The sequence below is a fragment of the Arthrobacter sp. TmtSoilC77 genome (assembly GCF_059739415.1).
Map to the genome: position 1 here is coordinate 3296221 of NZ_AP046050.1, position 25812 is coordinate 3322032.

Below are 25812 nucleotides of genomic sequence, written 5' to 3' on the forward strand. Positions count from 1 at the left end.
ACCTTCTTTTTCATGTGCTTGCAGAGTGCATTTGGACCTTAGCGAACCAGCCACGTCCGGAGTACACGAAGGCATTCCCGGACGGCACCGGCGTCGACGTGTTCATTGTCCTTATGTGCCAGCAACGGATCCCCGGGTCCGAAGTTCACGGCCGGGATGCCCAGCTCACTGAAACGCGCGACGTCGGTCCAACCGTATTTGGGCTTTGGTTCCGCGCCTACTGCGGCCACGAAAGACGCAGCTGCGGGGTGGTTCAGTCCGGGCCGGGCGCCGGCAGCAGCGTCCGTGCGGACGACGTCGAATCCCTCAAGGAGCTCCCGCACGTGGGCCTCAGCCTGGTCCGGCGTCTTGTCCGGAGCGAAGCGGTAGTTGATCTCTACGACGCAGCGGTCCGGGATGACGTTGCCTGCCGTGCCGCCATTGATCCTGACCGCATTGAGGCTCTCCCGGTAGTCGAGGCCGTCGACGTTGATGGTCCGGGGCTCGTAGGCTGCGAGGCGGGCGAGGATTGGTGCAGCAGCGTGGATGGCGTTGCTTCCCATCCATGCGCGGGCGGAGTGTGCGGCTTCGCCGATGGTGGTCGCTTCGAACCGGCTGGTTCCGTTGCAGCCCCCTTCAACAGTGCCGTGCGTGGGCTCGAGGAGAATGGCGAAGTCCCCCAGGAGCAGGTCGCCATGGTTGCGGACCAGCCTGCCCAGGCCACTCTTGACTGCCTCCACTTCCTCGTGGTCGTAGAAGACAAAGGTGACATCCTTGTCCGGCTCCTTGCCGTCGTCGAACAGGGTCGCCGCGAGTGCGAGCTGCACGGCAACGCCGCCCTTCATGTCGGTAGTCCCGCGGCCATAAAGCACACCCTCCCCGGGGATGCCCGACTCCCACGTCGCCGGAACGGTGCCCAACGAGCCTTCCACCGTGGGCAGCGGCACAGTGTCCAAATGTCCAGCGAGGATGACGCGCTCGGAGCGGCCAAGTTCGGTTCGGGCAATGATGGCGTCGCCGTCGCGCACCACGGTGTATTCGGGGATGGCGCGCAGACCGGCCTCGACGAGATCGGCGAGCTTAGTCTCGTTGCCGGAGACACTGTTGATATCTATGAGCGCGGCGGTCAGCAAGGCGACGTCCTGGCGCAGGTCCAGGAGGGCGGGGGCAGGGTTAAGGGTCACCACTCCACCTTAACGCTCCAGGCCGCTGTGTTTCGGGCAACAAATGCGACCTACCCCGGGGTGAGACGGGTTTCAGCCGTGCCATGGGCGGTCGATACACTGGGGCCATGACTGAAACTGCTTCCTCTGCTGTGCCCGCAAACCACCGATCAGCCTACGGATTCGGCCTCGCCACCATCGCAACCTCGCCTTCAGGGGAAGCAACCGTGCTGGATGTCTGGTACCCGGCGCCTGCCCTGGGCGTAGCCGCTGAAACCCTTCGCGACGTCGAGAATGCCGATCCCGCACTCACCGCCCTGGCCGACGATGGCAAAGACGCCGATCGCGGTACCGAGCAAAAAGTGGTCTTCGCCCAGATCGACCTCGACGCCGCGCCGGCCGACACCGCCGATGCTTACCTGCGTCTTCACCTCCTTTCGCACCGCTTGGTCAAGCCCAACAGCATCAATCTGGATGGCGTCTTCGGCAAGCTCCCCAACGTCGTATGGACCAACTTCGGTCCAGCCGCCGTCGAAGGTTTTGAAATGACGCGTGCGCGCCTGCGTAAGCGCGGCAACGTCGTGGTTTACGGGGTTGACAAGTTCCCGCGCATGGTTGACTACGTGGTCCCCACAGGCGTGCGGATCGCCGACGCTGACCGCGTCCGTTTGGGTGCGCACCTCGCTGAGGGCACCACTGTGATGCATGAAGGCTTCGTGAACTTCAACGCCGGAACCCTCGGCACGTCCATGGTGGAAGGCCGCATCTCCGCTGGAGTGGTGGCCGGTGACGGCACGGACGTCGGCGGCGGCGCCTCCATCATGGGTACGCTCTCCGGCGGAGGCAAAGAAAAGATTGCCTTGGGCGAGCGCGTTCTGCTTGGTGCAAACTCCGGCGTCGGCATCAGCATCGGCGACGATTCCGTGGTGGAAGCCGGCCTCTACGTCACCGCCGGCACCCGCGTCCGTGTGCCTGGTCCCAAGGATGAGAACGGCGAAGATACCAGCAAGATCATCAAAGCCGTCGAGCTTTCCGGTGTTCCCAACCTGCTGTTCCGCCGCAACTCCACAACCGGTGGCGTGGAAGTCCTGCCCCGCAAGGGCCAGACCGTGGAGTTGAACGAGGCACTCCACGCCAACTAGCAGAAGACAAGCAATGCGCCGGTTCCGCCGCGCCATTGTTGCGGTGCTTGCGCTGGCCCTCGTGGCCGGTGCCATCTACGCGATAGTTGCCATACTGCAGCGCTCCGAGACCCTGGTCTCGGAGCGCTGCCTCGCCGTCATGGGTTCCGAAAGCTACGAGTTGGCTACCGACCAGGCGGCCAACGCCTCGCTCATCACGGCTATCTCCGTACAGCGCGGACTTCCACCAAGGGCTGCAAGCATCGCCCTCGCCACCGCGATGCAGGAATCCAAGCTACGGAACATCAATTATGGTGACGATGCAGGACCTGATTCCCGCGGGTTGTTCCAACAGAGGCCATCGCAAGGCTGGGGAACCGAGGCACAGGTCATGGACCCCGCCTATGCGACAAACGCCTTCTATAACGGCCTCATCAAAATTCCCGGTTACGAGACCATGGAAATTACCCAGGCAGCCCAGCAGGTCCAGCGCTCCGCGTTCCCCCGGGCATACGCCCAGCACGAGAACATGGGGCGCGCCTTCGCTTCCGCCCTCACCGGTCATTCCGAATCCGCGCTGACCTGTGAACTCCGGATGCCTGAAGCAGCTGGTGACCCTGCCGCCGTCGTACAAGAACTGACGACGGCGTTCGGCCCCCAGCGCGCCACAGTCCAGGGCCGCTCGGTGCAACTGGATATCACCGGCACGCAAGCGTGGGCAGTTGCCCATTGGGCAGTGGCCAATGCCAAGTCCCTCTCCATCACGCAAGTGGATGTTGGCGGCCAGACGTGGAACAGGGAAAAACGCAGCGGATGGATTGCATCGGCGGCACCGTCTGAGTCAGTGACCATCACGGTCTCGGCACCCACTACCTAATTGGTACATAGGGGGTGCAAAGCCGCTACTTAAGCCAGAATCTCCACCACAGGCTGGACATAACTGCGGAAGACATCGGGCTCGGACAGCAGCTTGTGGCTCATGATCATGGTGCTGGGCTCCAAATACCAGGCACGGGGTTCGTTGAGCGGCAACTCGATGATGGTGAGATCAAAGTCCCGCGAACTACGCCCGACTTCCAAAAGCCGGTCCTCCACCATCTCGTTCAGGACTCCCGTGACCCCGTTGGCTTCACGCTCCGCCTCGATCTTGGCGTATTCATCGATCCTGTCCGTTGCCCATCCCAAAGCTGAGCCAAAGTGTGCCTGCAGGACACGCTGGAGGGCAGGCGAATTGCCGAAGGCCTTGAAACTGGGTGGCGCGAGCTCAAGTGCGGGGTCGGGATAGGTCTTCACGAGCTTTTCCCACCAGGCCTCCCACTCGGTTTTCAGGGCGTTGATTCCGCCCACATCCGAGGTGAGGTGACTATGGTCGGCATGGCGGACCTTGGGAGCAGCGTGCGACAGCAACGGCTTTCCGGCACCGTCGAGTCCAGCTACATCGCGCAAGTACAGGGCGATGAGCATCGGCCCGGACGTGTCCATGGTGATGCGCCATCCCGGGCCGCCTGACTCATGCATCCGAATTCCTCCCTTGGCAGGTTCCCGACATGTCCCAGTCTATTCCCGTTGGCTTGCTACGGTAACGGTGCGGGACGCACTGCTTGTCGGGCGGCACATTGGTCTTCCTGCGGACATTCGCGGGGAGGCCGAGACAGTCAATGGCGTGGCTGGACTGCCTATGGCGTGGCCGGTCAGTCTATGGCGTGGCCGGCGCCGGAGCGAAAGCCGCGAGATGAGCCGTGAGGACGTCACTGCACATCTCGGCCGTCATCCATTCCGGCTGGAGCAGGGCGTGCATGCAAAGGCCGTCCATGGTGGCCAGGAGCCGCTCAGCCTCTGTGACGAGGCTTTGCCGGGCTGCGGCCTCGCCGGGGCTCAGCAGCATGATGAGGCGTCCCACAATGGCAGCGACTGCGCGGTGGCTACGTTCGGCCTCGGCAGCCAGGGCGGGTTTGATTCGCGCAGCGTGGCGGAAGGCCATCCAAACGCAGGCGTCCATAGCGAGCTCTTCGTCCAAGGGAAGGAACTGACCCAAGAGGTTCAACACCGCGGCGTGCTGCCCGGCGCTGCCCGGGCTTTCGCTTTCAACGGCAAGAAAAGCTGACTCCAGCCGGGCGCTGATGCGGTCGATGACGGAGGCAAAGGAGAACGCGAGAAGATCGTCGCTGCTGGCAAAATAGTGCCGCACTGAGCCGACGGCCAGACCGGCTTCGTCAGCTACTTCACGAAGGGATGCCCGCTCCAAACCGTCGCTTGCGATGATCCTGAAGACAGCTTGGACAACTTCCTGGCGCCGGACTTCGGCATCAACAATTTTGGGCACCAGTATTTTTTAGCACGAACGTGCTTCAACAACGCTCAACACTGAGCGGCGTGGCTCCGATTTCCGATAGCGTAGACACCATGAAAATTCTTGTCACGGGTGGCACCGGCTACATCGGTTCACACACCGTTCTGTCCCTTCAGGAAGCCGGCCATGACGTCGTCGTGCTCGATAACCTCGTGAACTCCAGCGAAGAGTCCCTGCGTCGGGTTTCCGAGCTCACTGGAAAGACAGCGGCCTTCCACAAGGTCGACCTGGTGGACGAGCCCGCCGTCGAGGCCGTCTTCGACCAGCACCAGATCGACGCCGTGATCCATTTCGCAGGACTCAAAGCCGTGGGCGAATCCGTTCAGGAGCCATTGGCGTACTACTACAACAACATCGTGGGCACGCTGAACCTGCTCCGGGCCATGGACAAGCACAACGTCCGTTCCATCGTGTTCAGCTCCTCCGCAACCGTCTATGGCGAGCACAATCCCATCCCCTACATCGAGAAGATGGAAATCGGGGCCAACAACCCGTACGGCCGCACCAAGGAACAGATCGAGGACATCCTCTCGGACCTGGGCAATGCGGACGACCGCTGGCATATCGCACTGCTGCGCTACTTCAACCCGGTTGGCGCGCACCCGTCCGGACGCATCGGCGAGGACCCCCAGGGCATCCCCAACAACCTTGTCCCCTTCATCGCCCAGGTTGCCGTGGGACGCCGCGAGAAGCTGATGGTTTTCGGCGGCGACTATGACACCCCCGATGGAACAGCCCAGCGCGACTACATCCACGTCGTGGATCTCGCCGAAGGTCACGTAGCGGCACTGAACTTCATCGCTGACCGGGCGGGAGTCCGCCGCTGGAACCTTGGCTCGGGCCGCGGTTCGTCCGTTCTGGAGGTCCTGCGTTCATTCGAGAAGGCCGTAGGCCGGCCGATTCCATACGAGATCACCGACCGCCGGGCCGGTGACCTCCCCGCCTTCTGGGCTGATGCTTCTTCCGCCCTCGCAGACCTCGGATGGTCCACCACGAAGACTGTGGACCAGATGTGCGAGGACCACTGGCGCTGGCAGAAGAACAACCCCTACGGGTACAACGCTTCCTAATAGCAACGCGGGGTCACTTAGGGCCCATTTCGGCCTGCTTTATGGGCCCTAAGTGACCCCGCGTTGCTTTATCACAGGCGGAACCAACGACGGCGGCCGCCCACCTCGCGCGAGGTGGGCGGCCGCCGTCGTGATTGACGCTGTTGCCGTATCAGTTGGCCGGGTAGTTGCGCTCCGGCTCCCCTGTGTAGAGCTGCCGCGGGCGGCCGATCTTGGTCTGGGGATCGTTGATCATTTCGCGCCACTGGGCAATCCAGCCCGGGAGGCGGCCGATGGCGAAGAGGACAGTGAACATCTTCTCCGGGAAACCCATCGCCTTGTAGATCAGGCCAGTGTAGAAGTCCACGTTCGGGTACAGCTTGCGCTGGATGAAGTAGTCATCAGCCAGGGCCTTCTCTTCAAGGCGCATGGCGATGTCCAGCAGTTCGTCGTTGCCGCCGAGCTTGCCCAGGACCTCGTGGGCCGTTGCCTTGATGATCTTGGCACGGGGATCGTAGTTCTTGTAGACACGGTGACCGAAGCCCATGAGGCGGACGCCGTCTTCTTTGTTCTTGACCTTTTCCATGTAGTCCTCGGGCTTGATGCCCTCGGCCTGGATCTGGCGCAGCATCTTCAGCACGGCTTCATTGGCGCCGCCGTGGGCGGGACCGAAGAGGGCGTTGATGCCAGCGGATACCGAGGCGAAGAGGTTCGCGTTGGAGGAACCTACCAAGCGGACGGTGGAGGTGGAACAGTTCTGCTCGTGGTCAGCGTGCAGGATGAGCAGCAGGTCAAGGGCCTTGACCACAACAGGGTCCAGCTCGTACTGCTCGGCCGGGAGGCCGAAGCTCAGGCGCAGGAAGTTTTCCACGAGGTTCATGGAGTTATCCGGGTAGAGCATCGGCTGGCCAATGGACTTCTTGTGGGCGTAAGCGGCAATAACTGGCAGCTTGGCCATGAGGCGGATGGTGGAAACTTCCACATGCTCCGCGTTGAAGGGATCCAGCGAGTCCTGATAGAACGTGGACAACGCCGAAACAGCCGAGGAAAGCACCGGCATGGGGTGGGCGTCGCGCGGGAATCCGCCGAAGAAGCCCTTCAGTTCCTCATGCAGGAGCGTGTGGTGGCGGATGCGCTGATCGAAGGCTTCCAGCTCCGTGGGAGTGGGAAGGTTGCCGTAGATCAGCAAGTAGGAAACTTCCAGGAAGCTCGAGTGCTGGGCGAGCTGCTCGATCGGGTACCCGCGGTAGCGCAGGATGCCCGCGTCGCCATCGATGTACGTGATGGCCGAGGTGGTGGCCGCTGTGTTCATGAAGCCGGGGTCATAGGCAACGGCGCCCGTCTGCTTCAGCAGCTTGGAAACGTCATAACCTTCGTTTCCTTCTACAACCTGGATGCGCGGCAGTTCAAGTTCGCCGCCGGCATGGCGCAGTGTCGCGCTGGTGGTCTCAGTCATGGAGTCCCCTTCATGAGGCCTCTGGGCCTCTATAGAACGCTTGTCCAACCAACTTCTGGTGACGCCGTTTTCGGCCCCACTGTTGCAGGGCTCCAACGACCGCAGTGCTTTCTTATTGAAGGCCACCATTGATAGTCAGTTAAAAAGCTACCGCCAGTAACCCCCCGGAACTAATCCGTTCCGTCCGGTTACCGGCGGAATGACGCGGCTTGTGGCACAAGTCACAGCATTGTTATGAGCTTGCGCTTAACCTCTCCGCGGCTGCGTCAATGCGTTCATCGCTGCCGGTTAGTGCCACCCGGATGAAGCCGTTACCGGCGTCACCGTAGAAGACACCGGGACCTACGACGATTCCCAGCTCAGCAAAACGGGCCACCGTATCCCACGTAGCTTCCCCGGCCGTAGACCATAGATAGAGGCCGGCATTGGACTCATGGATCTGCAATCCGAACTTCTCAAGAGCCGGAACGATCCTCTCCCGACGTCCGCGGTAGAGATCCTTCTGTGCAAGGACGTGGTTCGAATCGCCCAAAGCGACGCGCATCGCTTCCTGCACCGGATAGGGCACGATCATTCCTGCGTGCTTCCGGCTGTTAACAAGGTTGGCCATAATCGCGGAGTCGCCAGCCACGAAAGCAGCCCGGTAGCCGGCCAAGTTGGACTGTTTGCTCAACGAATAGACGCACAGCAGGCCATCCGTGGAACCACCGGAAACCCGTGGGTCCAGGATGCTCGGGACAGCTTCTCCCCCACGCTGAACATCCCATTCGCCCCAGCCAAGCTCGGCGTAGCATTCGTCGGAGGCTACAACGGCGCCGACTTCGCGTGCCTGGCCCACGATCTCCCGGAGCGATTCGACACTCCGGACGCTGCCCGTGGGATTGCCCGGCGAATTGATCCACACCAGGCGAACCCTTGCGCGCGTGGCGGCATCCAGTTCGTCCAGGCTGTCAGCCGCCACGGCAGTGGCTCCTGCCAGCATCGCACCGATGTCATATGTGGGGTAGGCAACGGTAGGCCTGACTACGACGTCCCCGTTGCCAAGGCCCAGCAGGAAAGGCAACCAGGCGACGAGTTCCTTGGAACCCACCGTGGGCATAACGTCCTTCGGATCCAGGTTGACCACTCCGCGGCGGGCGGCAAACCAGTCCACGACAGCCTGCCTCAAGGCTTCCGTGCCATGCACCGTTGGGTAACCGTGCGCATCCGACGCCGCTGCCAGCGCATCCCGGATCAGGCCGGGAGTGGGGTCGACCGGTGTTCCGATGGACAGGTTGACTGCTCCCCCGGGATGCTTGGCGGCCGTGGCGACATACGGTGCCATGGCCTCCCACGGGTAGTCGGGCAGGTTAAGGCCAAAGGCCGGTGCCGCGGAAATCAAGGAAGCAACCGCCCTTAGTGGTCTTGGTTCTGCGGGGGCAGGGCGGCAATGAACGGGTGGTCCTTGCCAGTGTTGCCGATCTTCGCAGCGCCGCCCGGGGAACCGAGGTCGTCAAAGAATTCGACGTTGGCCTTGTAGTAGTCGGCCCACTCTTCCGGGGTGTCATCCTCGTAGTAGATGGCTTCCACGGGGCATACGGGTTCGCAGGCACCACAGTCGACGCATTCATCGGGGTGGATGTAGAGGGAACGCTCACCTTCGTAAATGCAGTCGACAGGGCATTCTTCGATACATGCCTTGTCCTTGACATCTACACACGGCTGCGCGATTACGTACGTCACGTCCCAGACCTCTCCACGGTTTGTCCCGGCCACAGCCGGGGTAATACGGCCGGCAGCATGCCGGACACTCAACTTCTGAGCCTATTATCCAACAGTGCTATGACGCCAACCTAGCCCGCGTCTTAGTATGAAACGGTGACTCCCCCGCATTTGCCACCCAGACAATTTCTGCTCAAGGCCCAGCCGGGCATCCGGGTGGTGGTGCGCTACAGGATCGAAGACGGGCTGACGGATGCACTGGGGTACCTGGTGACCACCACGGAAAGCAGCTGCACCGTACGAACGCGGACCTCCGACGTCGAAATTCCGCTGGGGTTGGTCATCGCGGCGAAGGAAGTTCCTCCTCCTCCACCGCGGCGCGGGCAGCGTTAGCGGCTGAGTGCCAGACGCTGCGTATTAGCAGCGCCGCGCCAGCGTATCCGTAGCCGGCTGGCCACCACAAGCATGATCAACGTGACCGCGGCAATGCCAAACACCCAGATGTTGCCCATGGCGTCGCCCAGCAACAACTGTTTGCTGGGTCCTCCGGACGACAACGCACCGACGGCAGCATAGGCCACTACGCCAGCTACCGCCGTCGGAATAACTGAAACCGACCATGCCGCCAACCACAACTGGACGGACGCAAGCAGCAACAGCGCTGCGCCGACGCCCCAGGGGACGTCGACGCCGGAGAGCACCACGGTTTGCCGGTGCAGTGCCGTGCCTGCCGCAGCAACAAAAAGAGCCGCCGGCACGGCCGTGGCGATGCCACGGGCCGCACTGGCGACTCCTTTGTTCATTCTGGTACAGCCGGATTCGTCCGGGCTGGACTATGCCTTGGCGCGGGCGCGGTTGGCCTTGGCGCGCTCGTTCGAATCCAGGATGACCTTACGGATACGGATGTCCTCCGGCGTCACCTCGACACACTCGTCCTCACGGGCGAATTCGAGGGATTCCTCAAGGGTCAGATCGCGCGGCGGCGTCAGGTTCTCGAAGGTGTCCGAGGAAGCAGCACGCATGTTGGTGAGCTTCTTTTCCTTGGTGATATTGACGTCCATGTCGTCGGCGCGTGAGTTCTCGCCCACGATCATGCCTTCGTAAACCTCAGAGGTGGGCTTCACGAAGAAGGAACCGCGCTCCTGCAGGTTGATCATGGCAAACGGGGTGACGACACCGGCGCGGTCGGCAACCATCGAACCGTTGGTGCGGTATTCGATGGGACCGGCCCACGGCTCGTAGCCTTCGGAGATGGACGCCGCGATGCCCGCACCGCGGGTGTCGGTGAGGAACTTGGTGCGGAAGCCGATGAGGCCACGGGCCGGGACGATGAATTCCATGCGGCACCAGCCGGTGCCGTGGTTGGCCATGTTGGTCATACGGCCCTTGCGGGCTGCCATGAGCTGGGTCACGGCACCGAGGTATTCTTCGGGGACGTCGATGGTCATGTGTTCCATCGGCTCGTGGATCTTGCCGTCGATGGTCTTGGTGACTACCTGCGGCTTGCCAACTGTCAGCTCGAAGCCTTCGCGACGCATCTGCTCAACGAGGATTGCCAGGGCGAGTTCGCCACGGCCCTGTACTTCCCAGGCGTCGGGACGCTCGGTGGGGAGAACCTTGATGGAGACGTTACCGATCAGTTCCTTGTCCAGGCGGTCCTTCACCTGGCGGGCGGTGACCTTGGCGCCCTTGACCTTGCCGGCCAGCGGCGAGGTGTTGATACCGATGGTCATGGAGATCGCCGGGTCGTCCACCGTGATCAGCGGCAGCGGCTGCGGGTTCTCGGCGTCCGTAAGCGTTTCACCGATGGTGATTTCCTCGATGCCTGCGACAGCAACAATCTCACCCGGACCGGCCGACTCGGTAGGAACGCGGGTCAGTGCCTTGGTGGCCAGGAGTTCGGTGATCTTGACGTTCTTGAGTTCACCGTTGGCGCGGGCCCAGGCAACGGTCTGGCCCTTGCGGAGCGTGCCGTTGTAGATGCGGAGCAAGGCGAGGCGGCCAAGGAACGGCGAAGCGTCCAGGTTGGTCACGTGCGCCTGGAGCACTCCATCCGGGTTGTAGGTGGGAGCAGGGATGTGCTCGATGATGGTCTTGAAGAGCGGCTCAAGGTCCTCATTCTCCGGGGCGGAGCCGTTGTCCGGCTGGTCCAGGGAGGCGCGGCCAACCTTGGCGGCAGCGTAGACAACCGGAACCTCAAGGACCTTGTCCAGGTCCAGGTCCGGAACTTCATCGGCAAGGTCCGAAGCCAGGCCCAGGAGCAGGTCCATGGACTCGTGGACAACCTCATCGATGCGAGCGTCGGGACGGTCCGTCTTGTTGACCAGGAGGATCACCGGAAGGTGCGCGGCAAGGGCCTTGCGGAGCACGAAGCGGGTCTGGGGCAGCGGACCCTCGGAGGAGTCGACCAGAAGGACGACGCCGTCGACCATGGAAAGGCCGCGCTCTACCTCGCCACCGAAGTCGGCGTGGCCGGGGGTGTCGATGACGTTGATGGTGATGGTTTCGCCGTTGGACGACGGGCCGTTGTAAGCAACCGTGGTGTTCTTGGCGAGGATCGTGATGCCCTTTTCGCGCTCAAGGTCACCGGAGTCCATGACGCGGTCCTCAACCTCACCGTGGGAAGCGAAGGAGTTGGTCTGCTTGAGCATGGCGTCGACCAGGGTGGTCTTGCCGTGGTCAACGTGTGCGACGATCGCGACGTTGCGCAGATCGCTCCGCGACGCAGTGTTGGTGATGGTTTCAGACATGCGTTGATGACTCGTTTCAGTGGTGAAGTCAGTTGTTTGTATCCGCGCGCATACCTGATCACCTGATCGGAACACACAACGAAAAGACCCCGGGACACAGGGCACCTACAGCAAGTCTAAACGCAGTTGCATTTATCAGCCTAAAAAGCAAGCCATTTAGGCCCAAATTGTGGCGTCCATCACAGCACATCACGCTTTAGTAACCGGCAGTCAAGATGCTGGATTTTCTGTTTCCTTTGCCCCATGATTGCTGCAGAACCAGTGCCATACGGAGACCAACGATGCGCAAAGCCTCGGCCGCGTTCCGCCTGCTCGCACCCTTGATCGCCGTTGGCGTTCTGGTGGTCGGCTGCGGACCAAACCAAGCAACCCCACCATCCACCCCCTCGCGCTCAGCCGCGCCCGTTCCTGCCGAGACGTCCGCCGCGGACAAACCCCGTACGATAGCGCCCACCCCGGGTGCCCTGGACCTGCCAGTGGGTTCGCTCTACAGGAATCCGTCGAACAACCGCGACGAAGTGGTCCTGGCCGACGTACGCCACACGGCCGTGTTGATTGGCGATTCACAAGCCATGCCCAAGGACTCATGGCCGCAAAGGGGAATTTCCGCGCTTGGATACAAATTGCACGTGGTGGGCATGGGCGGCACGGGATTCGTTGCCTCCAACGGCAAAACGGGCAATTACATCGACGCCCTCCAGCGCGGGGACTGGTTGTTGCCCTATGGAGATCCGCCACTGATCGTGGTCCAGGGTGGCGGCAACGACGCCTCACAAAGGGCCACCGATGCCCAGATCACCAGTAACGCCGAACGGCTCCTCGCTGCGCTCAGGAAGCGCTATCCGGGGGCACGTCTGGCGATGATCGGGACGTTGGCCCGGGGAGCCGAGAATGGTGGCGGCCGCCGGTCCGAGGTGGACGCACTCCTTGGCCGGATCGCCGCCAAGCAAGCGATCCCGTTTGTCAGCGCGGGCGACTGGCTGACCCGCTACGATGCCGTTGCAGACCTCCAGGACGGCGTCCACATGAAGCCGTCCGGCCACGCGAAGTTGGGCAGTGTTCTGGCGCGGGAATTGACCGCGCTCGGCCTCACAGCCCGCCCGGACACCGCCGCGTCGGTGTCAGCCGGATAGGGCACCGTTGTGGGGCCGACTCCTTAACGGCAAGAGCCGGTGGTTCCCACATGTGGGTACCACCGGCTCTTGCTGTTCTCTCGTCGGCGGAGAGTACGACGGCGGTCAGGCCACCGCGGGCGGCAGCAGCAGCGAACCGCCAGGAATGGCATCCAGCAAGGCCTGCGTGTAAGCCTCGCGCGGGTTGTCGAAGACATCGTCCGTGCTGCCCGTCTCAACAAGCTTGCCCTTTTCCATCACGCAGACGTGGTCCGCGATCTGGCGGACCACGGCGAGGTCGTGAGTGATGAAAAGGTAGGTCAGGCCCAGGTTGTCCTGGAGGTCTGCCAGGAGGTTCAGCACCTGGGCCTGGACCAGGACGTCCAGTGCCGAAACGGCCTCATCGCAGATGATCACTTCGGGATCCAAGGCCAAGGCCCGGGCAATGGCAATGCGTTGCCGCTGCCCACCGGAAAGCTCGTTCGGATACCTCTGCATCATGGACTGGGGCAAAGCCACCTGGTCCAGCAGTTCGCGGACCTTCTTTTCGCGACTGGCCTTGGTACCGATCTTATGGGTCCGCAGCGGCTCTTCAATAGTCCGGAAGATGTTGTACATCGGATCCAATGAGCCGTAGGGATCTTGGAAAATCGGCTGCACCCGGCGACGGAATTTGAACAGGTCTTTACTGTTCAACGTTGACGTGTCCACACCGTCGAAAATGATCTTGCCCGAGGTGGGTTCCAACAGATTTAGCACCATCTGGGCCACGGTCGACTTTCCGGATCCCGACTCGCCCACGATTGCCGTGGTTGTCCCACGGCGCACGGAAAACGATACCGAGTCCACGGCCTTGAAGTCCGTCGTCTTGCCAATACCGCCACGAAGCTTGAAGACCTTGGTCAGGTCCTCAACCTTCAGCACTTCCTCCGGGAGCGCTGATTCCACGATCACCGGCTCGGTGGGTGCCAACAGGTCGTCGGATTCAACACCCTGCTCCTTGGCAACCTGGATGCGACGTGATGCGAGGGAAGGCGCTGAAGCTACCAAACGCTTGGTGTAAGGGTGCCTCGGATTGCGCAGCAGTTCCAGCGAAGGCCCGGACTCAACGACCTGGCCCTTGTACATCACCACGACTTTGTCAGCCCGCTCGGCCGCCAGACCGAGATCGTGGGTAATAAGCAGTACTGCGGTCCCCAACTCGGACGTCATCTTGTCCAAGTGATCCAGAATTTGGCGCTGGACCGTGACGTCGAGGGCCGACGTCGGCTCATCCGCGATCAGCAGGCGCGGCTGGCAGGACAGGCCAATGGCGATGAGGGCGCGCTGGCGCATACCGCCTGAAAACTCGTGCGGGTACTGCTTGGCCCGACCCGCCGCGTCAGGCAAGCCAGCCTCAGACAGCACTTTGGCGATGTCGTCCGGCCCGGAGGGAAGACCGTTGGCCTTCAGTGTCTCCTTGACCTGAAACCCGATCTTCCACACTGGGTTGAGGTTGGACATCGGATCCTGGGGCACCATGCCGATGGAATTGCCGCGAAGCTCGATCATGCGCTTTTCGCTGGCGTGGGCGATATCTTCGCCGTCGAAGAGGATCTCTCCGGCGGCTACGCGACCATTGCCCGGAAGCAACCCAATAGCGGCGAGGGCGGAGGTGGATTTACCTGAACCGGACTCCCCCACGATCGCCACGGTCTCCCCTGGCATGACGGTGAAATGCGCGTTTCTGACGGCGTTCACCTCACCGTTGCTCGTGGCGAAGTTAATGGCCAGATTCCTGATCTCCAGCAACGGACGGTCAGAGCCGGCTGGTTCTTCCTTGATGTGAACTGAAGAGTTCATTGCTTGGCCTTTCATCGTTTGCGCGCCTTCGGATCCAGGGCATCACGAAGGGCGTCGCCCAGCATGATGAAACTCAGGACTGTGGTCGAAAGTGCAATAGCCGGGTACAGCAACGGCATGGGGTTGGACCTCAACGATGCCTGTGCTGTCTGGATGTCGTTACCCCACGACATAACGCTCGGGGGCAGACCGATTCCCAGGAATGACAGGGTGGATTCGGCCACAATGAATGTACCCAGCGAGATGGTGGCCACCACAATGATCGGAGCCAAGGAGTTGGGCAGAACGTGGCGGAGCAACGACCGGAAGCGCGAAACACCCAGGGACCTGGCAGCCATCACGAAGTCTGCGTTTCGTACCTCGATCACAGCGCCCCTGGTGATGCGGGCTATTTGCGGCCACCCGAAAGTGATCAAAATGAGGATCAGCGTCCACACAGTCCGGTTGGCCCGGAACACGGGGAGCTGCATCATGACAATTGCGCCAAGGATCAGCGGCAGAGCAAAGAAGATGTCTGTCAGTCGCGCCAAAAGGGCATCAGCCCAGCCACCGTAGTAGCCGGCAAGGGCACCGATGGTTCCACCGAAAATGACAACTCCGAGAGTAGTGAACAGGCCAACGGTGACAGAAGATCGTGTTCCGAAAATGACACGGGCATAAACATCGCAACCCTGTTTGTTGAAGCCCAAGGGATGTCCATTGACCGGTCCGCCGTTCGAGTTGGCAAGCTGGCAGGCTTCGCCGGAGGGATCGATCGGTGAGAACAGCCCGGGGAACAGGGAGACCACAACAACAGCCAGGATCATGATGGCCGAAATGATGAAGAGCGGCTGCTTGCGAAGGTTCTTCCAGGCCTCTCCCCAAAGGCTGGAGGGCGCCTGGTCCTCTTTCACCTTATCGGTGGCTTGCAGTGGCGTCTCTTCGAGGTCAGCAACGAAGTGCTCGATGTGACGCGGGGCTGTGTCCTGCCCCGTCAGGTTGTTATCAGGAGTCATAGCGGATCCTCGGGTCAAGCCAGGCATACAGAAGGTCAACAATCAGGTTCGAGACACAGTAGACAAGGACCAGAACTGTGACGATTGATACCACGGTAGGTCCTTCCCCGGAGAGAACTGCCCGGTACAACCTGTTGCCGACACCGGGGACGTTGAAGATGCCCTCAGTAACGATAGCGCCACCCATGAGGGCGCCAAGGTCGGCCCCAAGGAACGTGACCACCGGGATCAAGGAATTCCGCAGGATGTGGACATTGACGACCCGGAAGCGTGTGAGCCCCTTGGCCGTGGCCGTCCGAACGTAATCGGCGTTCATGTTCTCGATGACGCTGGTCCTGGTTAGCCGGAGGACGTAGGCGAAGGACGCCAGGCCGAGGACGATCGCCGGAAGAATGAGGTCTTGAACGGTCGCAGCTGAACTGACGGTGGGTTTGGCCCACCCCAACTGGACGCCGATGAAGAACTGAAGAAGGAAGCCGAGAACGAAGATCGGGATACCGATGACGATCAGGGACGCGATCAGTACAGTTCCGTCAAAAAGCTTGCCCTTGCGGAGTCCGGCAACTAGACCGAAAGCGATACCGAAGACGCCTTCAAAGATGAGCGCCATGATGGCCAGGCGGGCCGTTACGGGGAACACCTCGCCAAGGACCGCGGCAATGGGCCGGCCGGAGAAGTCCTGGCCGAGATCAAAAGTAAAGATGCTCTTGAGGTATAGCAGGTATTGCACAATAAACGGCTGGTCCAGGTTGTATTGGGCCCGGAGTTTTGCCGCTACTGCTTCATTGACGGGTTTGTCCCCAAAGAGCGCAGCAATAGGGTCACCCGGGAGGCTGAACACCAGGAAGTACACAAGGAGGGTTGCTCCAAGGAACACGGGAATCAGCTGGAGGAATCGTTTCAGGATGTATGTGGCCATTAGCGCGATACCTCCCTAACAGCGGGCACCCGATCCAGGGGTGCAGCGGAGTTGTTCATCGAAGAACCTTTTCGATCGATGTGCAGGCTTTCCCGGTCAAGGTCCGAGAATGTCTGCACAAGGACGCCCAACCGGAGTTGGGCGTCGTTGATGTGAAACGCGATGAGGCGGCGGCAGCGCTCAATGAGCGCCCCCGCCGCCGATCGTCATTTACTTGCCAGTGATGTTGTAGTAAAGCGGGACGCCGTCCCAGCCGTAGTCAACATTCGTGACGCCTGTGCTCCAGCCGCCCTGCGACACCTGGTACCACAGCGGGATGGCCGGCAGGTCCTGGAGGAGGATTTCCTGCGCCTTGTTCATGGCCTTGTTACCCTCAGCAACCGAAGGAGCGGAGAGACCGTCAGAGATTGCCTTGTCGAAGGTCGGGTTCTCATAACGGGCATCGTTCGAGCCAGCACCGGTCTTGTAGATCGGGCCCAGGAAGTTGTACAGCGACGGGTAGTCTGCCTGCCAACCTGCACGGATCGCGCCGGTCAACTTACCGGAAGTGGCGAGGTCGCGGGCTTCCTTGAAGGTAGCGAACGGAAGTCCCTCTGTCTTGATGCCGAGGTTGTTCTTCAGCTGGTTGGTAACGGCCTCCACCCATGCCTTGTGACCACCCTTGTCAGCGTTGTACGCGATGGTGAAGACAGTGTTGGGATCCCACTTCTGGATGGCGTCAGCCTTGGCCCAGAGGTCCTTGGCCTTGGCGGCGTCGAACTTGAGGTTGTCCGAACCCGGGATGCTGTCGCTGTAACCATCCAGGACGGGAGCCGTGAAGTCCTTCGCCGGCTGACGGCCACCGCTGAAGATCACCTTGGTGATCTCTTCACGGTTCATGGCCATGGAGATGGCCTGACGGCGCAGCTTGCCCGCTTCACCACTCCACTCCGGGAGGTACTCCGGGATGGCGATGGTCTGGTTGCCGGCGTACGGCTTTTCGATGAAGCGATCGCCGAGGTCCGTCTTGAAGTTCGCGAGGGCACTGGTTGGGATCGTCTGGAGGATGTCCAGGTTGTTGCCCAGGAGGTCCTGGTAAGCGGCATCATCGTTCTGGAAGATCTTGAACGTCACACCACCGTTCTTGGCCTTGCGCGGACCGTTGTAGTCCGCGTTCGGAACAAGCTGGATCTGTACGTTGTGCTGCCAGCCATTCTCTGCCATCTTGTACGGGCCGTTGCCTACCGGCTTTTCGCCGTAGGTCTTCGGGTCTGCAAGTGCTGCGGCAGGGACCGGCATGAAGGCGGTGTAGCCAAGTCGCAGCGGCCAGTCGGACTCGGGCTGCTTGAGCTCAACGGTGAACGTGGTGTCGTCCACAACCTTCAGGCCGGACATGGTGTCGACCGTCGAACCCTTGGCGCTGGTCTCGTCGTAGCCCTTGATGCTCTCAAAGAATGTTGCGCTCAACTGAGCGTTCTTTGCTGCTGCACCGTAGTTCCAGGAGTCAACAAAGGTCTTGGCCGTGATGGCTTCCCCGTTGGTGAACTTCTGGTCCTTCTTGATCTTGATGGTGAAGTTCTTGGCGTCAGGCGCCTCGATTGACTCAGCCAATTCGTTGACCGGCTTGCCGGAGGGGTCGTAGCTGACAAGGCCGGAGAAGATCAGCGTGGCGACCTTTCCGCCGCCAACCTCGTTGATGTCCGCAGGCATCAGCGGCCGCTGCGGCTCTGAACCGTCAGCGATGATGACCTTGTTGGGGTTTCCGGATGCACCGGAGTCATTGTTGCCGCCGCCGCCGCAACCGGTCATTGCGAGGGCGATTACCGCCGCTACGCCTAGAGCTTTGGAAGTGCGCGAGAAACGCATTCCGCCTCCTATGAGTCGTGGAGTTGATCAGGGGAAATTCGTGATGACCCCCAGGCGCAGACACAGTTTCCTACTGTGACGTTGCCTACATGTGTGTGTAAGCCTACCCACATTGTGTCCGGATGTTGGGACTCGCTGGCCAAACTGTAACCGTTCCGCAACCTCTACATGCCTAAATCGACAGGGATTTCAAGTCAAAAGCTACTGGGTGGTAATATTCGCTGTCTGACAGCAGGACAAGCTGTTTTTCGGCACAAAAAAGGGCCTCGGTTCATGTTCTGAACCGAGACCCTTTACAACATCGCTGCCCAGGGCAGCATCCTGGTTTAGACGTTGAAGCGGAACTCCACCACGTCGCCGTCGGCCATAACGTACTCTTTGCCTTCGATGCGGACCTTGCCGCGGGACTTTGCCTCGGCCATGGAGCCGGCGTCAATGAGGTCGTCGAAGGAGACAACCTCGGCTTTGATGAAGCCACGCTGGAAGTCAGAGTGGATCACGCCCGCGGCCTGGGGCGCGGTGTCACCTTGGCGAATGGTCCATGCACGGGTTTCCTTGGGGCCGGCCGTGAGGTAGGTCTGCAGGCCAAGGGTGTGGAAACCAACGCGTGCCAGCTGGTCCAGGCCGGATTCGCTCTGGCCGTTCATTTCCAGCATTTCGCGGGCTTCTTCCTCGTCCAGTTCAACGAGGTCGGATTCGAGCTTGGCATCGAGGAATACAGCATCTGCGGGAGCAACCAGGGCACGCAATTCATCCTGCTTTTCCTGGTCACCAAGGATGCCTTCATCGGCATTGAAGACGTAGATGAAGGGCTTTGCAGTGAGAAGTCCGAGCTCCTTGAGGTGCCCCATCTCCAGCTTGTCGCTCTTGATTGAGCTAAAAATTGTGTCGCCGCGCTCCAGAACTGCCTGGGCAGCCTTGATGACGGCCAGTTCGGCTGCTTCGCGCTTCTTGATCTTGACTTCTTTTTCGATACGCGGGATCGCGTTTTCGATGGTCTGAAGGTCTGCCAGGATCAGCTCGGTGTTGATGGTCTCCATGTCGGAGCGCGGATCAACCTTGCCGTCTACGTGGATGACATCGGGGTCGTCGAAGACACGCACAACCTGCGCGATTGCCTGGGCTTCGCGGATATTGGCGAGGAACTTGTTGCCCAGGCCCTCGCCCTCGGATGCGCCCTTCACGATGCCGGCGATGTCCACAAAGGACACAGGAGCGGGAAGCAACTTCTGGGAACCAAAGATCTCCGCCAGCTTGGCCAGACGGGGATCCGGCAGGTTAACCACACCGACGTTCGGTTCGATCGTTGCGAACGGATAGTTCGCAGCAAGCACCTGGTTGCGGGTCAGTGCGTTGAAAAGAGTTGATTTGCCGACGTTGGGCAGTCCGACGATGCCAATAGTAAGAGCCACGAGCATTTATTCTACCCGTTGCCGCGATAACCATGCTTGTTCGCTCCTGAAGACAACACCGTCAACTGACCTTCGCTAAAACTGTCGGACCCCTATGACAGGGTTGCCTCATGGATGGATTTGGATTTGTTTTGGCATTGCTCATGCTGCTCATCGGGGCCGCAGTGGGACTCAGCAGTGCGTATGTAGTCTTTCGACGCCGGACGGCCGGCTTGGAGGAGGACTTCGACGCCGTTTCATCGCGCCTTTCGGACGTGACGGCCCAGCTTGCAGCCGCCGACGCCGAACGCCGGCTTCTGTTCGCACAGAACCGGGAGCTGAGCGAATCAAGGACCTCAGACGGCAGCGTGTTGCGCGCCCTGGGGCCCGTGGCCGAAAAGCTCACTGCCGTACAGCAGCAGGTCTCGCTCCTGGAACGCGACCGAGTGGAGCAATATGGCCAACTCGCACAGCAACTCCAAGACGCCAGGCTCTCCGACGAACAGCTTTTACGGTCCACGCATGCCCTTGCGTCCGCACTCCGGTCCAACAGTGCCCGCGGACAATGGGGCGAGGTTCAGTTGCGCAGGGTTGTCGAAGCCTCTGGAATGCTCCGTCACGTGGACTTCCACGAGCAAGTGCACTCCGGCCGGAGCGAGAACACGCTGCGCCCGGACCTGGTGGTGCAGTTGCCAGGCGGCAAGCAACTCGTGGTGGATGCCAAGGTCCCGCTGGCTTCCTACCTGGCGGCGCAGGAACAAGTGCACGGCGAAGGCTCCATGGGTGAGTCAGTCGGGCCAGCGGCCAATCATGATTCCAAGACGCTCCTGGCACAGCACGCCAAGGCACTCAAAGCCCACATCGATGCCCTCGCAGCCAAGAAGTACTGGGACATTCCGGGCAACTCCCCGGAGCTCGTCATCTGTTTCCTCCCCGCGGAGTCGATTTTGGCTTCAGCCCTTGAGGCTGATCCGGCGTTGTTGGAGCATGCCCTTTCCCGGAACGTCGTCCTGGCCTCGCCGGGGACACTGCTGGCGGTTCTCAAGTCGGTGGCATTCACATGGCGGCAGGATGTCTTGACGGACAGCGCCCACGAACTCTTGGAACTGGCCAAACAGCTCTACGAACGCATGGGCACGCTGGGCGAGAATGTCGGGAAACTCGGAAGTTCCTTGAAGACATCGGTGGACCGCTATAACGCGATGGTCGGCACACTGGAGGCACGTGTACTCCCTACTGCCCGCAAACTCAACACTATGGACGACGCCGGACTGGCCACTCCCCTGTCCGTCGAAGCAGTGCCCCGGGCCTTGGCTGCGCCCGAACTGCTCGCGGTGGACTCCCTGGATGCTGCAGCCCAAGAGGAGTCTGCAGCTTAAAGGGACAGGCCCGCTGTGGCAGCTTCCGAAAGGGTGGCTGCCACAACGGGCCTGCTAAGTACATTCAGGATACGTACATTCAGGATAAGTACGTTCAGGACGTAGGGCGGTTCCCGCGGCCACCGAGGGCCCGGGTCACGTCGCCAGCCTCCTTGAGGGTAGCCCGCAATTCCTTCGGCAAAGAGAAGAGAAGGTCCTCCTCGGCCGTGACGACTTCCTGGACTTCGCCATAGCCGTAGTCCGCCAAAAGCCGGAGGACGTCCTGAACGAGCACTTCCGGGACGGAAGCCCCGGAGGTAACACCTACCGTGGCGACGCCCTCGAACCAGCTTTCATCCACCTCGTTCGCGAAGTCCACGCGGTAGGAGGTCCGTGCCCCATACTCAAGTGCCACTTCAACGAGGCGCACCGAGTTGGACGAGTTGGCCGAACCCACCACAATGACCAGGTCAGCCTGGGGAGCGATCTTCTTGATGGCCACCTGGCGGTTGGTGGTGGCATAGCAGATATCGTCGCTGGGCGGATCCTGCAACGTGGGGAACCGGTCCTTGAGCAGGCGGACGGTCTCCATGGTCTCGTCCACACTCAGGGTGGTCTGCGAGAGCCAGATGGTCTTCTCCGGATTCCGCACGGTGACTCTGTCTACCTCGTGGGGGCCGTTGATGATCTGGATGTGCTCGGGGGCCTCGCCGGCTGTTCCTTCGACTTCCTCGTGGCCTTCGTGGCCAATCAGCAGGATGTCGTAGTCCTCCTTGGCGAAGCGCACGGCTTCACGGTGAACCTTGGTGACCAGCGGGCACGTCGCGTCGATGGTGCGAAGACCGCGGTCTTCGGCGGACTGGACTACAGCAGGGGAAACGCCATGTGCCGAGAAAATCACCAAGGCGCCTTCAGGAACCTCATCCGTTTCTTCGACGAAAATGGCGCCTTGCTCTTCGAGGGAGCTCACTACATGCACATTGTGGACAATCTGCTTGCGGACATATACGGGTGGTCCGTAGTGTTCCAGGGCTTTCTCAACAGCAATGACAGCCCTGTCCACGCCGGCACAATAGCCACGCGGAGCCGCCAGTAGAACCTTCTTGGGTCCAGTAACCGGGGCCGCCGCCTGAATCTCTTCCGGTGATCGCCGTCTGCGGGGCACCGTGGGCATCGGAATGGAAACTGCTGTGCTGGTCATCCCTCCATGCTACCGGCCCGGCCCCTGGCCGCTCGCAGAAGGTGATCTCCGTCTCGCGGACAGAATCCAGGCGATGACGCCCAGTGCCAGGAATGCACCTGACACCACAGCAGCGATGACAATCCATTCACCGAAGCCCGTCCGCACGGCCGAAAAGAACTCCTGCTCGAACAGTTCTGCAACACCGTTGCCACTGGAGAGGCTTCCCATCAGTCCGCCAGCCAGATCCACCGTCGCCGACCACAGCGCAGCAAGCACCAACCCGCCAAGTCCGAGGGAGACCATCACCAGGGAGCGGCGACGCGCAGCAGCGAGGGCCAACAGGACCGAAACAACAGCACCGACGGCGGCAAGCCACCAGAGCGGGGCAAAGGCCGCCACCCGATCAACCAATTGCTTTTGGGATGGTTCACCCATGGTCACCAAACTTTCCGCCGGGACCTCAATCTGTAGTCCGCTGGCGGAGGATAGACGGTCGCGGATAAGCCTGATGAGTGGGCCAATGTCCAGGAGCAGTGCTGTATGGGACACCGTCTCCTCCGGCTGCTTCCCTCCTCCGAAGTTCAACCGATGACTGTTCCTGGCCGTTTCTTCCCATGCTTTGGGGTACTCAGGCCATGACTGCATTCCGGATGCAGCTTCCCCGAGGGCATCCGCCGCCACCGATTTCAGTGGTTCCGGAAGATTTACGGAGGATTCGAAGTTCCCCGCTGCGGCTGTAGCAAGCCGGCTTTGGAACTCGGGATCCCTGCCCAGCGCGCTGGCCAGGTGGACGAAGCCGTCCTCCTGGACCACGTTGACGTCCGCCCAAGCGGCCGGAACTGCGACGGCCGTGAGCAACAAGGCGAGGACCACTGCCACCGCGGAAATGAAACTGCGCAAAAGTCATCCTCGGGGGTAAGGGGCCAGTGCCACCATCCTAGGTCTGTCCACAGGATAGGAAAAATGTCGGGGTCCACTGCTAAAGCTATGGATAGAGTTGGAAGGCCGGCCCGGTACTGATTGCGTGCGGGACCGATTGGCCGCGACCACGGCCGCACAGCTAGCGAGGATATACACATGCAGGTAAACGCACGGATCACCCATGGCAGCTGACGCGAGCCCGGAATCAACGCTGCCCGGTACCGCTGCGGAGACCAGCCCCGACAACCCCTGGCCCCTGCAGTTGCTATCCAGGAAGCTAAAGGCCCACATCGAGCGTGCGCCCGCGGCGTGGATCGAAGGCCAGGTCATCGAACTCAACCGGCGTGGCGGGAACGCCTTCCTGACACTCCGTGACGTCGATGCTGAGATTTCACTGCCGGCATCCGTATGGTCCACGGTCCTGGATCGCCAGAAGATACCCCTTGAACGTGGTTCCCGGGTGGTCGCCCTGGTCAAGGCCGACTTCTGGGTCAAGACCGGGCGCCTGAACATGTCCGTCAAGGACATCCGGCCCGTGGGCCTGGGTGATCTCCTTGCCAGGATCGAGCGGCTGCGCCAGGCCCTTGCCGCAGAAGGCCTGTTCGCCGACTCCCGCAAACGGAAGTTGCCCCTCCTCCCCCACCGCATCGGGCTCATTACAGGGCGGGATTCGGATGCCAAGAAGGACGTCCTCCGTAATGCGGCACTCCGCTGGCCGGCCGTTGAATTCGACGTTCGCGAGGTAGCTGTCCAAGGCAATACGGCCGTTGCACAGATCCTTGCCGCGCTCCGTTCGTTGGATGCCGATCCACACATCGACGTCATCGTCCTCGCCAGAGGTGGGGGCGCCTTGGAAGATCTTCTGCCGTTCAGCAATGAGGACCTGATCAGGGCAGTGGCAGCGGCAACAACGCCGGTGGTCAGCGCCATTGGCCACGAAGCGGATCGTCCCATCCTGGACGACGTGGCTGATCTGAGGGCATCGACACCCACCGACGCCGCGAAACGCATCGTTCCTGATGTCAGTGAGGAACTCGCCATGGTCCGCCAGGCCCGGGACCATCTTCGCCGGAGCATTGGCAGAATGGTGGACAGGGAGACGGACCGGCTTCACGCCTTGAGGTCGCGGCCCGTCCTGGCAACGCCGGACACCATGGTCGCAGCAAGATCAGAGGAGATCACCCGGCTTCAGCGAAGGTCGCATGCAGCCGTCAGCACAGCGGTGGTCCGGGCGCTTGACCAGGTCCACCACCTGCGTGCCCAGGTGCGGGCATTATCTCCGCAGAAGACCCTGGACCGCGGCTACGCCGTTGTCCAGATCGTCGGTGAAGACCAAGCCGGACACACAGTGGTCAGCAGCCCGGCACAGACTCCCGAAGGCACGCCCCTGGCCATCAGAGTGGCAGAAGGCCGGTTCAGGGCTGTCTCCAGCGGCCAAGCACAACTCGCCGAGCGCTGATTTCGCGGCAGCTGCACGGCACAAACACTCACCATCGAATGCGAAGGACCACCATGACAGAGAACAATCCCACAGCACCTTCAACGGATTCCCTGGATTCCCTCAGCTACGAGGAAGCCCGCGAACAACTTATGGCAGTGGTCAGCCGGTTGGAAGCAGGCGGAGCCAGCCTTGAGGAATCGCTGGCGCTCTGGGAGCGGGGCGAGGCGTTGGCAAAGCGTTGCGAGGACTGGCTTGAGGGCGCCCGCAAACGGCTGGCAACAGCCAGGGACGCTACCAACGACGCCGGGGCTGCCGCCGGCACAGACCAGCCGCGATGACGGTTCCCTGAAGCTCAGGATTCCTCAACAAGGGCACGTTCCGTCGCGACGTCGAAGTCCGCCTTTGGCCATTCCAGGGACAAGCCCTCCAAGGCGTCCAAAAGCAACTGCTGGACGGCGATCCGGGCGTACCACTTCTTGTTCGCCGGAACAACGTGCCATGGGGCGACGTCAGTGGACGTCTTCGCAAAGGCCATGTTGTAGGCATCCATGTAGTCATCCCAGAACGCCCGCTCCGCGAGATCGCCCCGGCTGTATTTCCAGTGCTTGCCGGGATCATCGAGCCGCGCCAGCAGGCGCTTCTTCTGCTCATCCTCGCTGATGTTGAGCATGACCTTAACGATGGTGGTTCCCTGTTGGGCCAGCCTGGACTCGAAATCGTTGATAGCGGCGTAGCGCCGTTCCAATTCCGCGGAGTCCGCCCATGCGTGGACGCGGTGGATCAGGACGTCCTCATAATGTGAGCGGTCAAAGACTCCCACCATCCCAGCAGCGGGTGACTCTTTCTCGATCCGCCACAGAAAGTCGTGCGACTTTTCCTCATCAGTGGGTGCCTTGAATGCCTTCAGCTGGACACCCTGGGGATCCATTGCGCCCACGACGTGGCTGACGATGCCTCCCTTGCCGGCAGTGTCCATGGCCTGAAGTATCAGCAGGAGCCGCTTGTTGCTCCCGAACTTCCCCTCTGCGAAGAGCTTTTCCTGAAGTTCTGCAAGCCTGGCGTCCTGTGCAGCCAACAAGGACTTGCCGTCGGCCTTTGTTCCGGCGTAGCCAGGCGTGGCCTGGGGATCCACGCCGGCCAACGAAAAACCCGGCCCAACCTTCAGCACCTTGGCTGGACTCTCGGCGAACTCCACTGCCACGGGCATGGCTTGCCTTTCTGCCTGACGCGACCTCG

Annotated in this window: 24 protein-coding genes; 8 read left to right on the forward strand and 16 right to left on the reverse strand. The window is 61.3% G+C overall.

Annotation, left to right across the window (positions count from 1 at the left end; all coding sequences use genetic code 11):
- Nucleotides 1-38: 38 nt before the first annotated feature.
- Nucleotides 39-1163, reverse strand: a complete 1125-nt coding sequence (gene dapE, locus AC6I99_RS15155) for a succinyl-diaminopimelate desuccinylase (protein ID WP_497944754.1) — start codon at nucleotides 1161-1163, stop codon at nucleotides 39-41.
- Between the two features lie 107 nt (nucleotides 1164-1270).
- On the opposite strand from dapE, the gene dapD reads away from it, so the two are divergent.
- Nucleotides 1271-2284 carry a 2,3,4,5-tetrahydropyridine-2,6-dicarboxylate N-succinyltransferase gene (gene dapD, locus AC6I99_RS15160; RefSeq protein ID WP_224088202.1) on the forward strand — a complete coding sequence of 338 codons (1014 nt, stop codon included), beginning with the start codon at nucleotides 1271-1273 and terminating at the stop codon, nucleotides 2282-2284.
- Nucleotides 2285-2297: 13 nt separating this feature from the next.
- Nucleotides 2298-3140 (forward strand): transglycosylase SLT domain-containing protein, encoded by an 843-nt coding sequence (locus tag AC6I99_RS15165; protein ID WP_497944753.1) that lies wholly within the window; start codon nucleotides 2298-2300, stop codon nucleotides 3138-3140.
- 29 nt (nucleotides 3141-3169) lie between these two features.
- On the opposite strand, the gene AC6I99_RS15170 is transcribed toward AC6I99_RS15165, so the two are convergent.
- Nucleotides 3170-3781 (reverse strand): hypothetical protein, encoded by a 612-nt coding sequence (locus AC6I99_RS15170; RefSeq protein WP_224088204.1) that lies wholly within the window; start codon nucleotides 3779-3781, stop codon nucleotides 3170-3172.
- A 178-nt stretch (nucleotides 3782-3959) separates the two neighbouring features.
- Nucleotides 3960-4586: a TetR/AcrR family transcriptional regulator gene (locus tag AC6I99_RS15175; RefSeq protein ID WP_497944752.1), complete on the reverse strand. Its 627-nt coding sequence runs from the start codon at nucleotides 4584-4586 to the stop codon at nucleotides 3960-3962.
- Between the two features lie 80 nt (nucleotides 4587-4666).
- Here AC6I99_RS15175 and galE point away from each other — a divergent pair, with 80 nt between their 5' ends.
- Complete coding sequence (galE, locus tag AC6I99_RS15180) at nucleotides 4667-5683, forward strand: UDP-glucose 4-epimerase GalE (protein WP_224164864.1); 1017 nt, start codon at nucleotides 4667-4669, stop codon at nucleotides 5681-5683.
- Nucleotides 5684-5834: 151 nt separating this feature from the next.
- On the opposite strand, the gene AC6I99_RS15185 is transcribed toward galE, so the two are convergent.
- From AC6I99_RS15185 to fdxA, 3 genes are all read right to left on the reverse strand, one after another.
- Nucleotides 5835-7118: a citrate synthase gene (locus tag AC6I99_RS15185; RefSeq protein ID WP_224088206.1), complete on the reverse strand. Its 1284-nt coding sequence runs from the start codon at nucleotides 7116-7118 to the stop codon at nucleotides 5835-5837.
- A 232-nt stretch (nucleotides 7119-7350) separates the two neighbouring features.
- Nucleotides 7351-8499, reverse strand: coding sequence for a succinyldiaminopimelate transaminase (gene dapC, locus AC6I99_RS15190; protein WP_497944751.1), 1149 nt, complete (start codon nucleotides 8497-8499; stop codon nucleotides 7351-7353).
- 14 nt (nucleotides 8500-8513) lie between these two features.
- On the reverse strand, nucleotides 8514-8840 hold the full coding sequence (gene fdxA, locus AC6I99_RS15195; RefSeq protein ID WP_018776555.1) for a ferredoxin: 327 nt from the start codon (nucleotides 8838-8840) through the stop codon (nucleotides 8514-8516).
- 135 nt (nucleotides 8841-8975) lie between these two features.
- Between fdxA and AC6I99_RS15200 the strand changes: the two genes are divergently transcribed.
- The gene (locus tag AC6I99_RS15200) at nucleotides 8976-9212 is read left to right on the forward strand and encodes a putative acetyltransferase (RefSeq protein WP_224088207.1); all 237 of its coding nucleotides are present in this window, start codon (nucleotides 8976-8978) and stop codon (nucleotides 9210-9212) included.
- On the opposite strand, the gene AC6I99_RS15205 is transcribed toward AC6I99_RS15200, so the two are convergent.
- Both AC6I99_RS15205 and typA read right to left on the reverse strand, forming a co-directional pair.
- Nucleotides 9209-9622 (reverse strand): hypothetical protein, encoded by a 414-nt coding sequence (locus AC6I99_RS15205; RefSeq protein ID WP_497944750.1) that lies wholly within the window; start codon nucleotides 9620-9622, stop codon nucleotides 9209-9211. The genes AC6I99_RS15200 and AC6I99_RS15205 overlap by 4 nt on opposite strands.
- A gap of 30 nt (nucleotides 9623-9652) precedes the next feature.
- Entirely contained in the window at nucleotides 9653-11569 is a 1917-nt protein-coding gene (typA, locus tag AC6I99_RS15210; RefSeq protein WP_223933779.1) for a translational GTPase TypA, read from the reverse strand.
- Between the two features lie 281 nt (nucleotides 11570-11850).
- Between typA and AC6I99_RS15215 the strand changes: the two genes are divergently transcribed.
- Complete coding sequence (locus AC6I99_RS15215) at nucleotides 11851-12702, forward strand: SGNH/GDSL hydrolase family protein (protein WP_497944749.1); 852 nt, start codon at nucleotides 11851-11853, stop codon at nucleotides 12700-12702.
- A gap of 105 nt (nucleotides 12703-12807) precedes the next feature.
- Here AC6I99_RS15215 and AC6I99_RS15220 read toward each other — a convergent pair whose 3' ends face one another.
- The 5 genes from AC6I99_RS15220 to ychF all read right to left on the reverse strand — a co-directional run bounded on the left by AC6I99_RS15220 (nucleotide 12808) and on the right by ychF (nucleotide 19694).
- Nucleotides 12808-14523 carry an ABC transporter ATP-binding protein gene (locus AC6I99_RS15220; RefSeq protein WP_497944748.1) on the reverse strand — a complete coding sequence of 572 codons (1716 nt, stop codon included), beginning with the start codon at nucleotides 14521-14523 and terminating at the stop codon, nucleotides 12808-12810.
- An 11-nt stretch (nucleotides 14524-14534) separates the two neighbouring features.
- Nucleotides 14535-15518: an ABC transporter permease gene (locus AC6I99_RS15225; protein ID WP_497944747.1), complete on the reverse strand. Its 984-nt coding sequence runs from the start codon at nucleotides 15516-15518 to the stop codon at nucleotides 14535-14537.
- Nucleotides 15508-16437, reverse strand: a complete 930-nt coding sequence (locus AC6I99_RS15230) for an ABC transporter permease (RefSeq protein ID WP_497944746.1) — start codon at nucleotides 16435-16437, stop codon at nucleotides 15508-15510. The genes AC6I99_RS15225 and AC6I99_RS15230 overlap by 11 nt, the downstream gene beginning before the upstream one ends.
- Nucleotides 16438-16647: 210 nt before the next feature.
- On the reverse strand, nucleotides 16648-18282 hold the full coding sequence (locus tag AC6I99_RS15235) for a peptide ABC transporter substrate-binding protein (RefSeq protein ID WP_497961214.1): 1635 nt from the start codon (nucleotides 18280-18282) through the stop codon (nucleotides 16648-16650).
- 326 nt (nucleotides 18283-18608) lie between these two features.
- The gene (gene ychF, locus AC6I99_RS15240) at nucleotides 18609-19694 is read right to left on the reverse strand and encodes a redox-regulated ATPase YchF (RefSeq protein WP_497944744.1); all 1086 of its coding nucleotides are present in this window, start codon (nucleotides 19692-19694) and stop codon (nucleotides 18609-18611) included.
- Between the two features lie 110 nt (nucleotides 19695-19804).
- Between ychF and AC6I99_RS15245 the strand changes: the two genes are divergently transcribed.
- Nucleotides 19805-21052: a DNA recombination protein RmuC gene (locus AC6I99_RS15245; RefSeq protein WP_497944743.1), complete on the forward strand. Its 1248-nt coding sequence runs from the start codon at nucleotides 19805-19807 to the stop codon at nucleotides 21050-21052.
- Between the two features lie 94 nt (nucleotides 21053-21146).
- Here AC6I99_RS15245 and AC6I99_RS15250 read toward each other — a convergent pair whose 3' ends face one another.
- Both AC6I99_RS15250 and AC6I99_RS15255 read right to left on the reverse strand, forming a co-directional pair.
- Nucleotides 21147-22232 (reverse strand): 4-hydroxy-3-methylbut-2-enyl diphosphate reductase, encoded by a 1086-nt coding sequence (locus AC6I99_RS15250; RefSeq protein WP_497944742.1) that lies wholly within the window; start codon nucleotides 22230-22232, stop codon nucleotides 21147-21149.
- 9 nt (nucleotides 22233-22241) lie between these two features.
- Complete coding sequence (locus AC6I99_RS15255) at nucleotides 22242-23114, reverse strand: hypothetical protein (protein ID WP_497961215.1); 873 nt, start codon at nucleotides 23112-23114, stop codon at nucleotides 22242-22244.
- Nucleotides 23115-23316: 202 nt separating this feature from the next.
- Between AC6I99_RS15255 and xseA the strand changes: the two genes are divergently transcribed.
- Both xseA and AC6I99_RS15265 read left to right on the forward strand, forming a co-directional pair.
- Nucleotides 23317-24594 (forward strand): exodeoxyribonuclease VII large subunit, encoded by a 1278-nt coding sequence (gene xseA / locus AC6I99_RS15260; RefSeq protein ID WP_497944740.1) that lies wholly within the window; start codon nucleotides 23317-23319, stop codon nucleotides 24592-24594.
- Nucleotides 24595-24647: 53 nt separating this feature from the next.
- A complete protein-coding gene (locus AC6I99_RS15265; protein WP_497944739.1) occupies nucleotides 24648-24914 on the forward strand; it encodes an exodeoxyribonuclease VII small subunit in 267 nt (88 codons plus the stop codon).
- Nucleotides 24915-24928: 14 nt separating this feature from the next.
- On the opposite strand, the gene AC6I99_RS15270 is transcribed toward AC6I99_RS15265, so the two are convergent.
- Nucleotides 24929-25783, reverse strand: a complete 855-nt coding sequence (locus AC6I99_RS15270) for a polyphosphate kinase 2 family protein (RefSeq protein ID WP_224164899.1) — start codon at nucleotides 25781-25783, stop codon at nucleotides 24929-24931.
- Nucleotides 25784-25812: the final 29 nt, after the last annotated feature.

Bases quoted from the DNA above. Each gene is read 5' to 3' on its own strand.
- dapD (WP_224088202.1), top strand. From the start codon at position 1,271: ATGACTGAAACTGCTTCCTCTGCTGTGCCCGCAAACCACCGATCAGCC.
- AC6I99_RS15165 (WP_497944753.1), top strand. From the start codon at position 2,298: ATGCGCCGGTTCCGCCGCGCCATTGTTGCGGTGCTTGCGCTGGCCCTC.
- AC6I99_RS15170 (WP_224088204.1), bottom strand. From the start codon at position 3,781: ATGCATGAGTCAGGCGGCCCGGGATGGCGCATCACCATGGACACGTCC.
- galE (WP_224164864.1), top strand. From the start codon at position 4,667: ATGAAAATTCTTGTCACGGGTGGCACCGGCTACATCGGTTCACACACC.
- AC6I99_RS15185 (WP_224088206.1), bottom strand. From the start codon at position 7,118: ATGACTGAGACCACCAGCGCGACACTGCGCCATGCCGGCGGCGAACTT.
- AC6I99_RS15205 (WP_497944750.1), bottom strand. From the start codon at position 9,622: ATGAACAAAGGAGTCGCCAGTGCGGCCCGTGGCATCGCCACGGCCGTG.
- typA (WP_223933779.1), bottom strand. From the start codon at position 11,569: ATGTCTGAAACCATCACCAACACTGCGTCGCGGAGCGATCTGCGCAAC.
- AC6I99_RS15215 (WP_497944749.1), top strand. From the start codon at position 11,851: ATGCGCAAAGCCTCGGCCGCGTTCCGCCTGCTCGCACCCTTGATCGCC.
- AC6I99_RS15220 (WP_497944748.1), bottom strand. From the start codon at position 14,523: ATGAACTCTTCAGTTCACATCAAGGAAGAACCAGCCGGCTCTGACCGT.
- AC6I99_RS15225 (WP_497944747.1), bottom strand. From the start codon at position 15,518: ATGACTCCTGATAACAACCTGACGGGGCAGGACACAGCCCCGCGTCAC.
- AC6I99_RS15230 (WP_497944746.1), bottom strand. From the start codon at position 16,437: ATGGCCACATACATCCTGAAACGATTCCTCCAGCTGATTCCCGTGTTC.
- AC6I99_RS15235 (WP_497961214.1), bottom strand. From the start codon at position 18,282: ATGCGTTTCTCGCGCACTTCCAAAGCTCTAGGCGTAGCGGCGGTAATC.
- AC6I99_RS15245 (WP_497944743.1), top strand. From the start codon at position 19,805: ATGGATGGATTTGGATTTGTTTTGGCATTGCTCATGCTGCTCATCGGG.
- AC6I99_RS15250 (WP_497944742.1), bottom strand. From the start codon at position 22,232: ATGACCAGCACAGCAGTTTCCATTCCGATGCCCACGGTGCCCCGCAGA.
- xseA (WP_497944740.1), top strand. From the start codon at position 23,317: ATGGCAGCTGACGCGAGCCCGGAATCAACGCTGCCCGGTACCGCTGCG.
- AC6I99_RS15265 (WP_497944739.1), top strand. From the start codon at position 24,648: ATGACAGAGAACAATCCCACAGCACCTTCAACGGATTCCCTGGATTCC.
- AC6I99_RS15270 (WP_224164899.1), bottom strand. From the start codon at position 25,783: ATGCCCGTGGCAGTGGAGTTCGCCGAGAGTCCAGCCAAGGTGCTGAAG.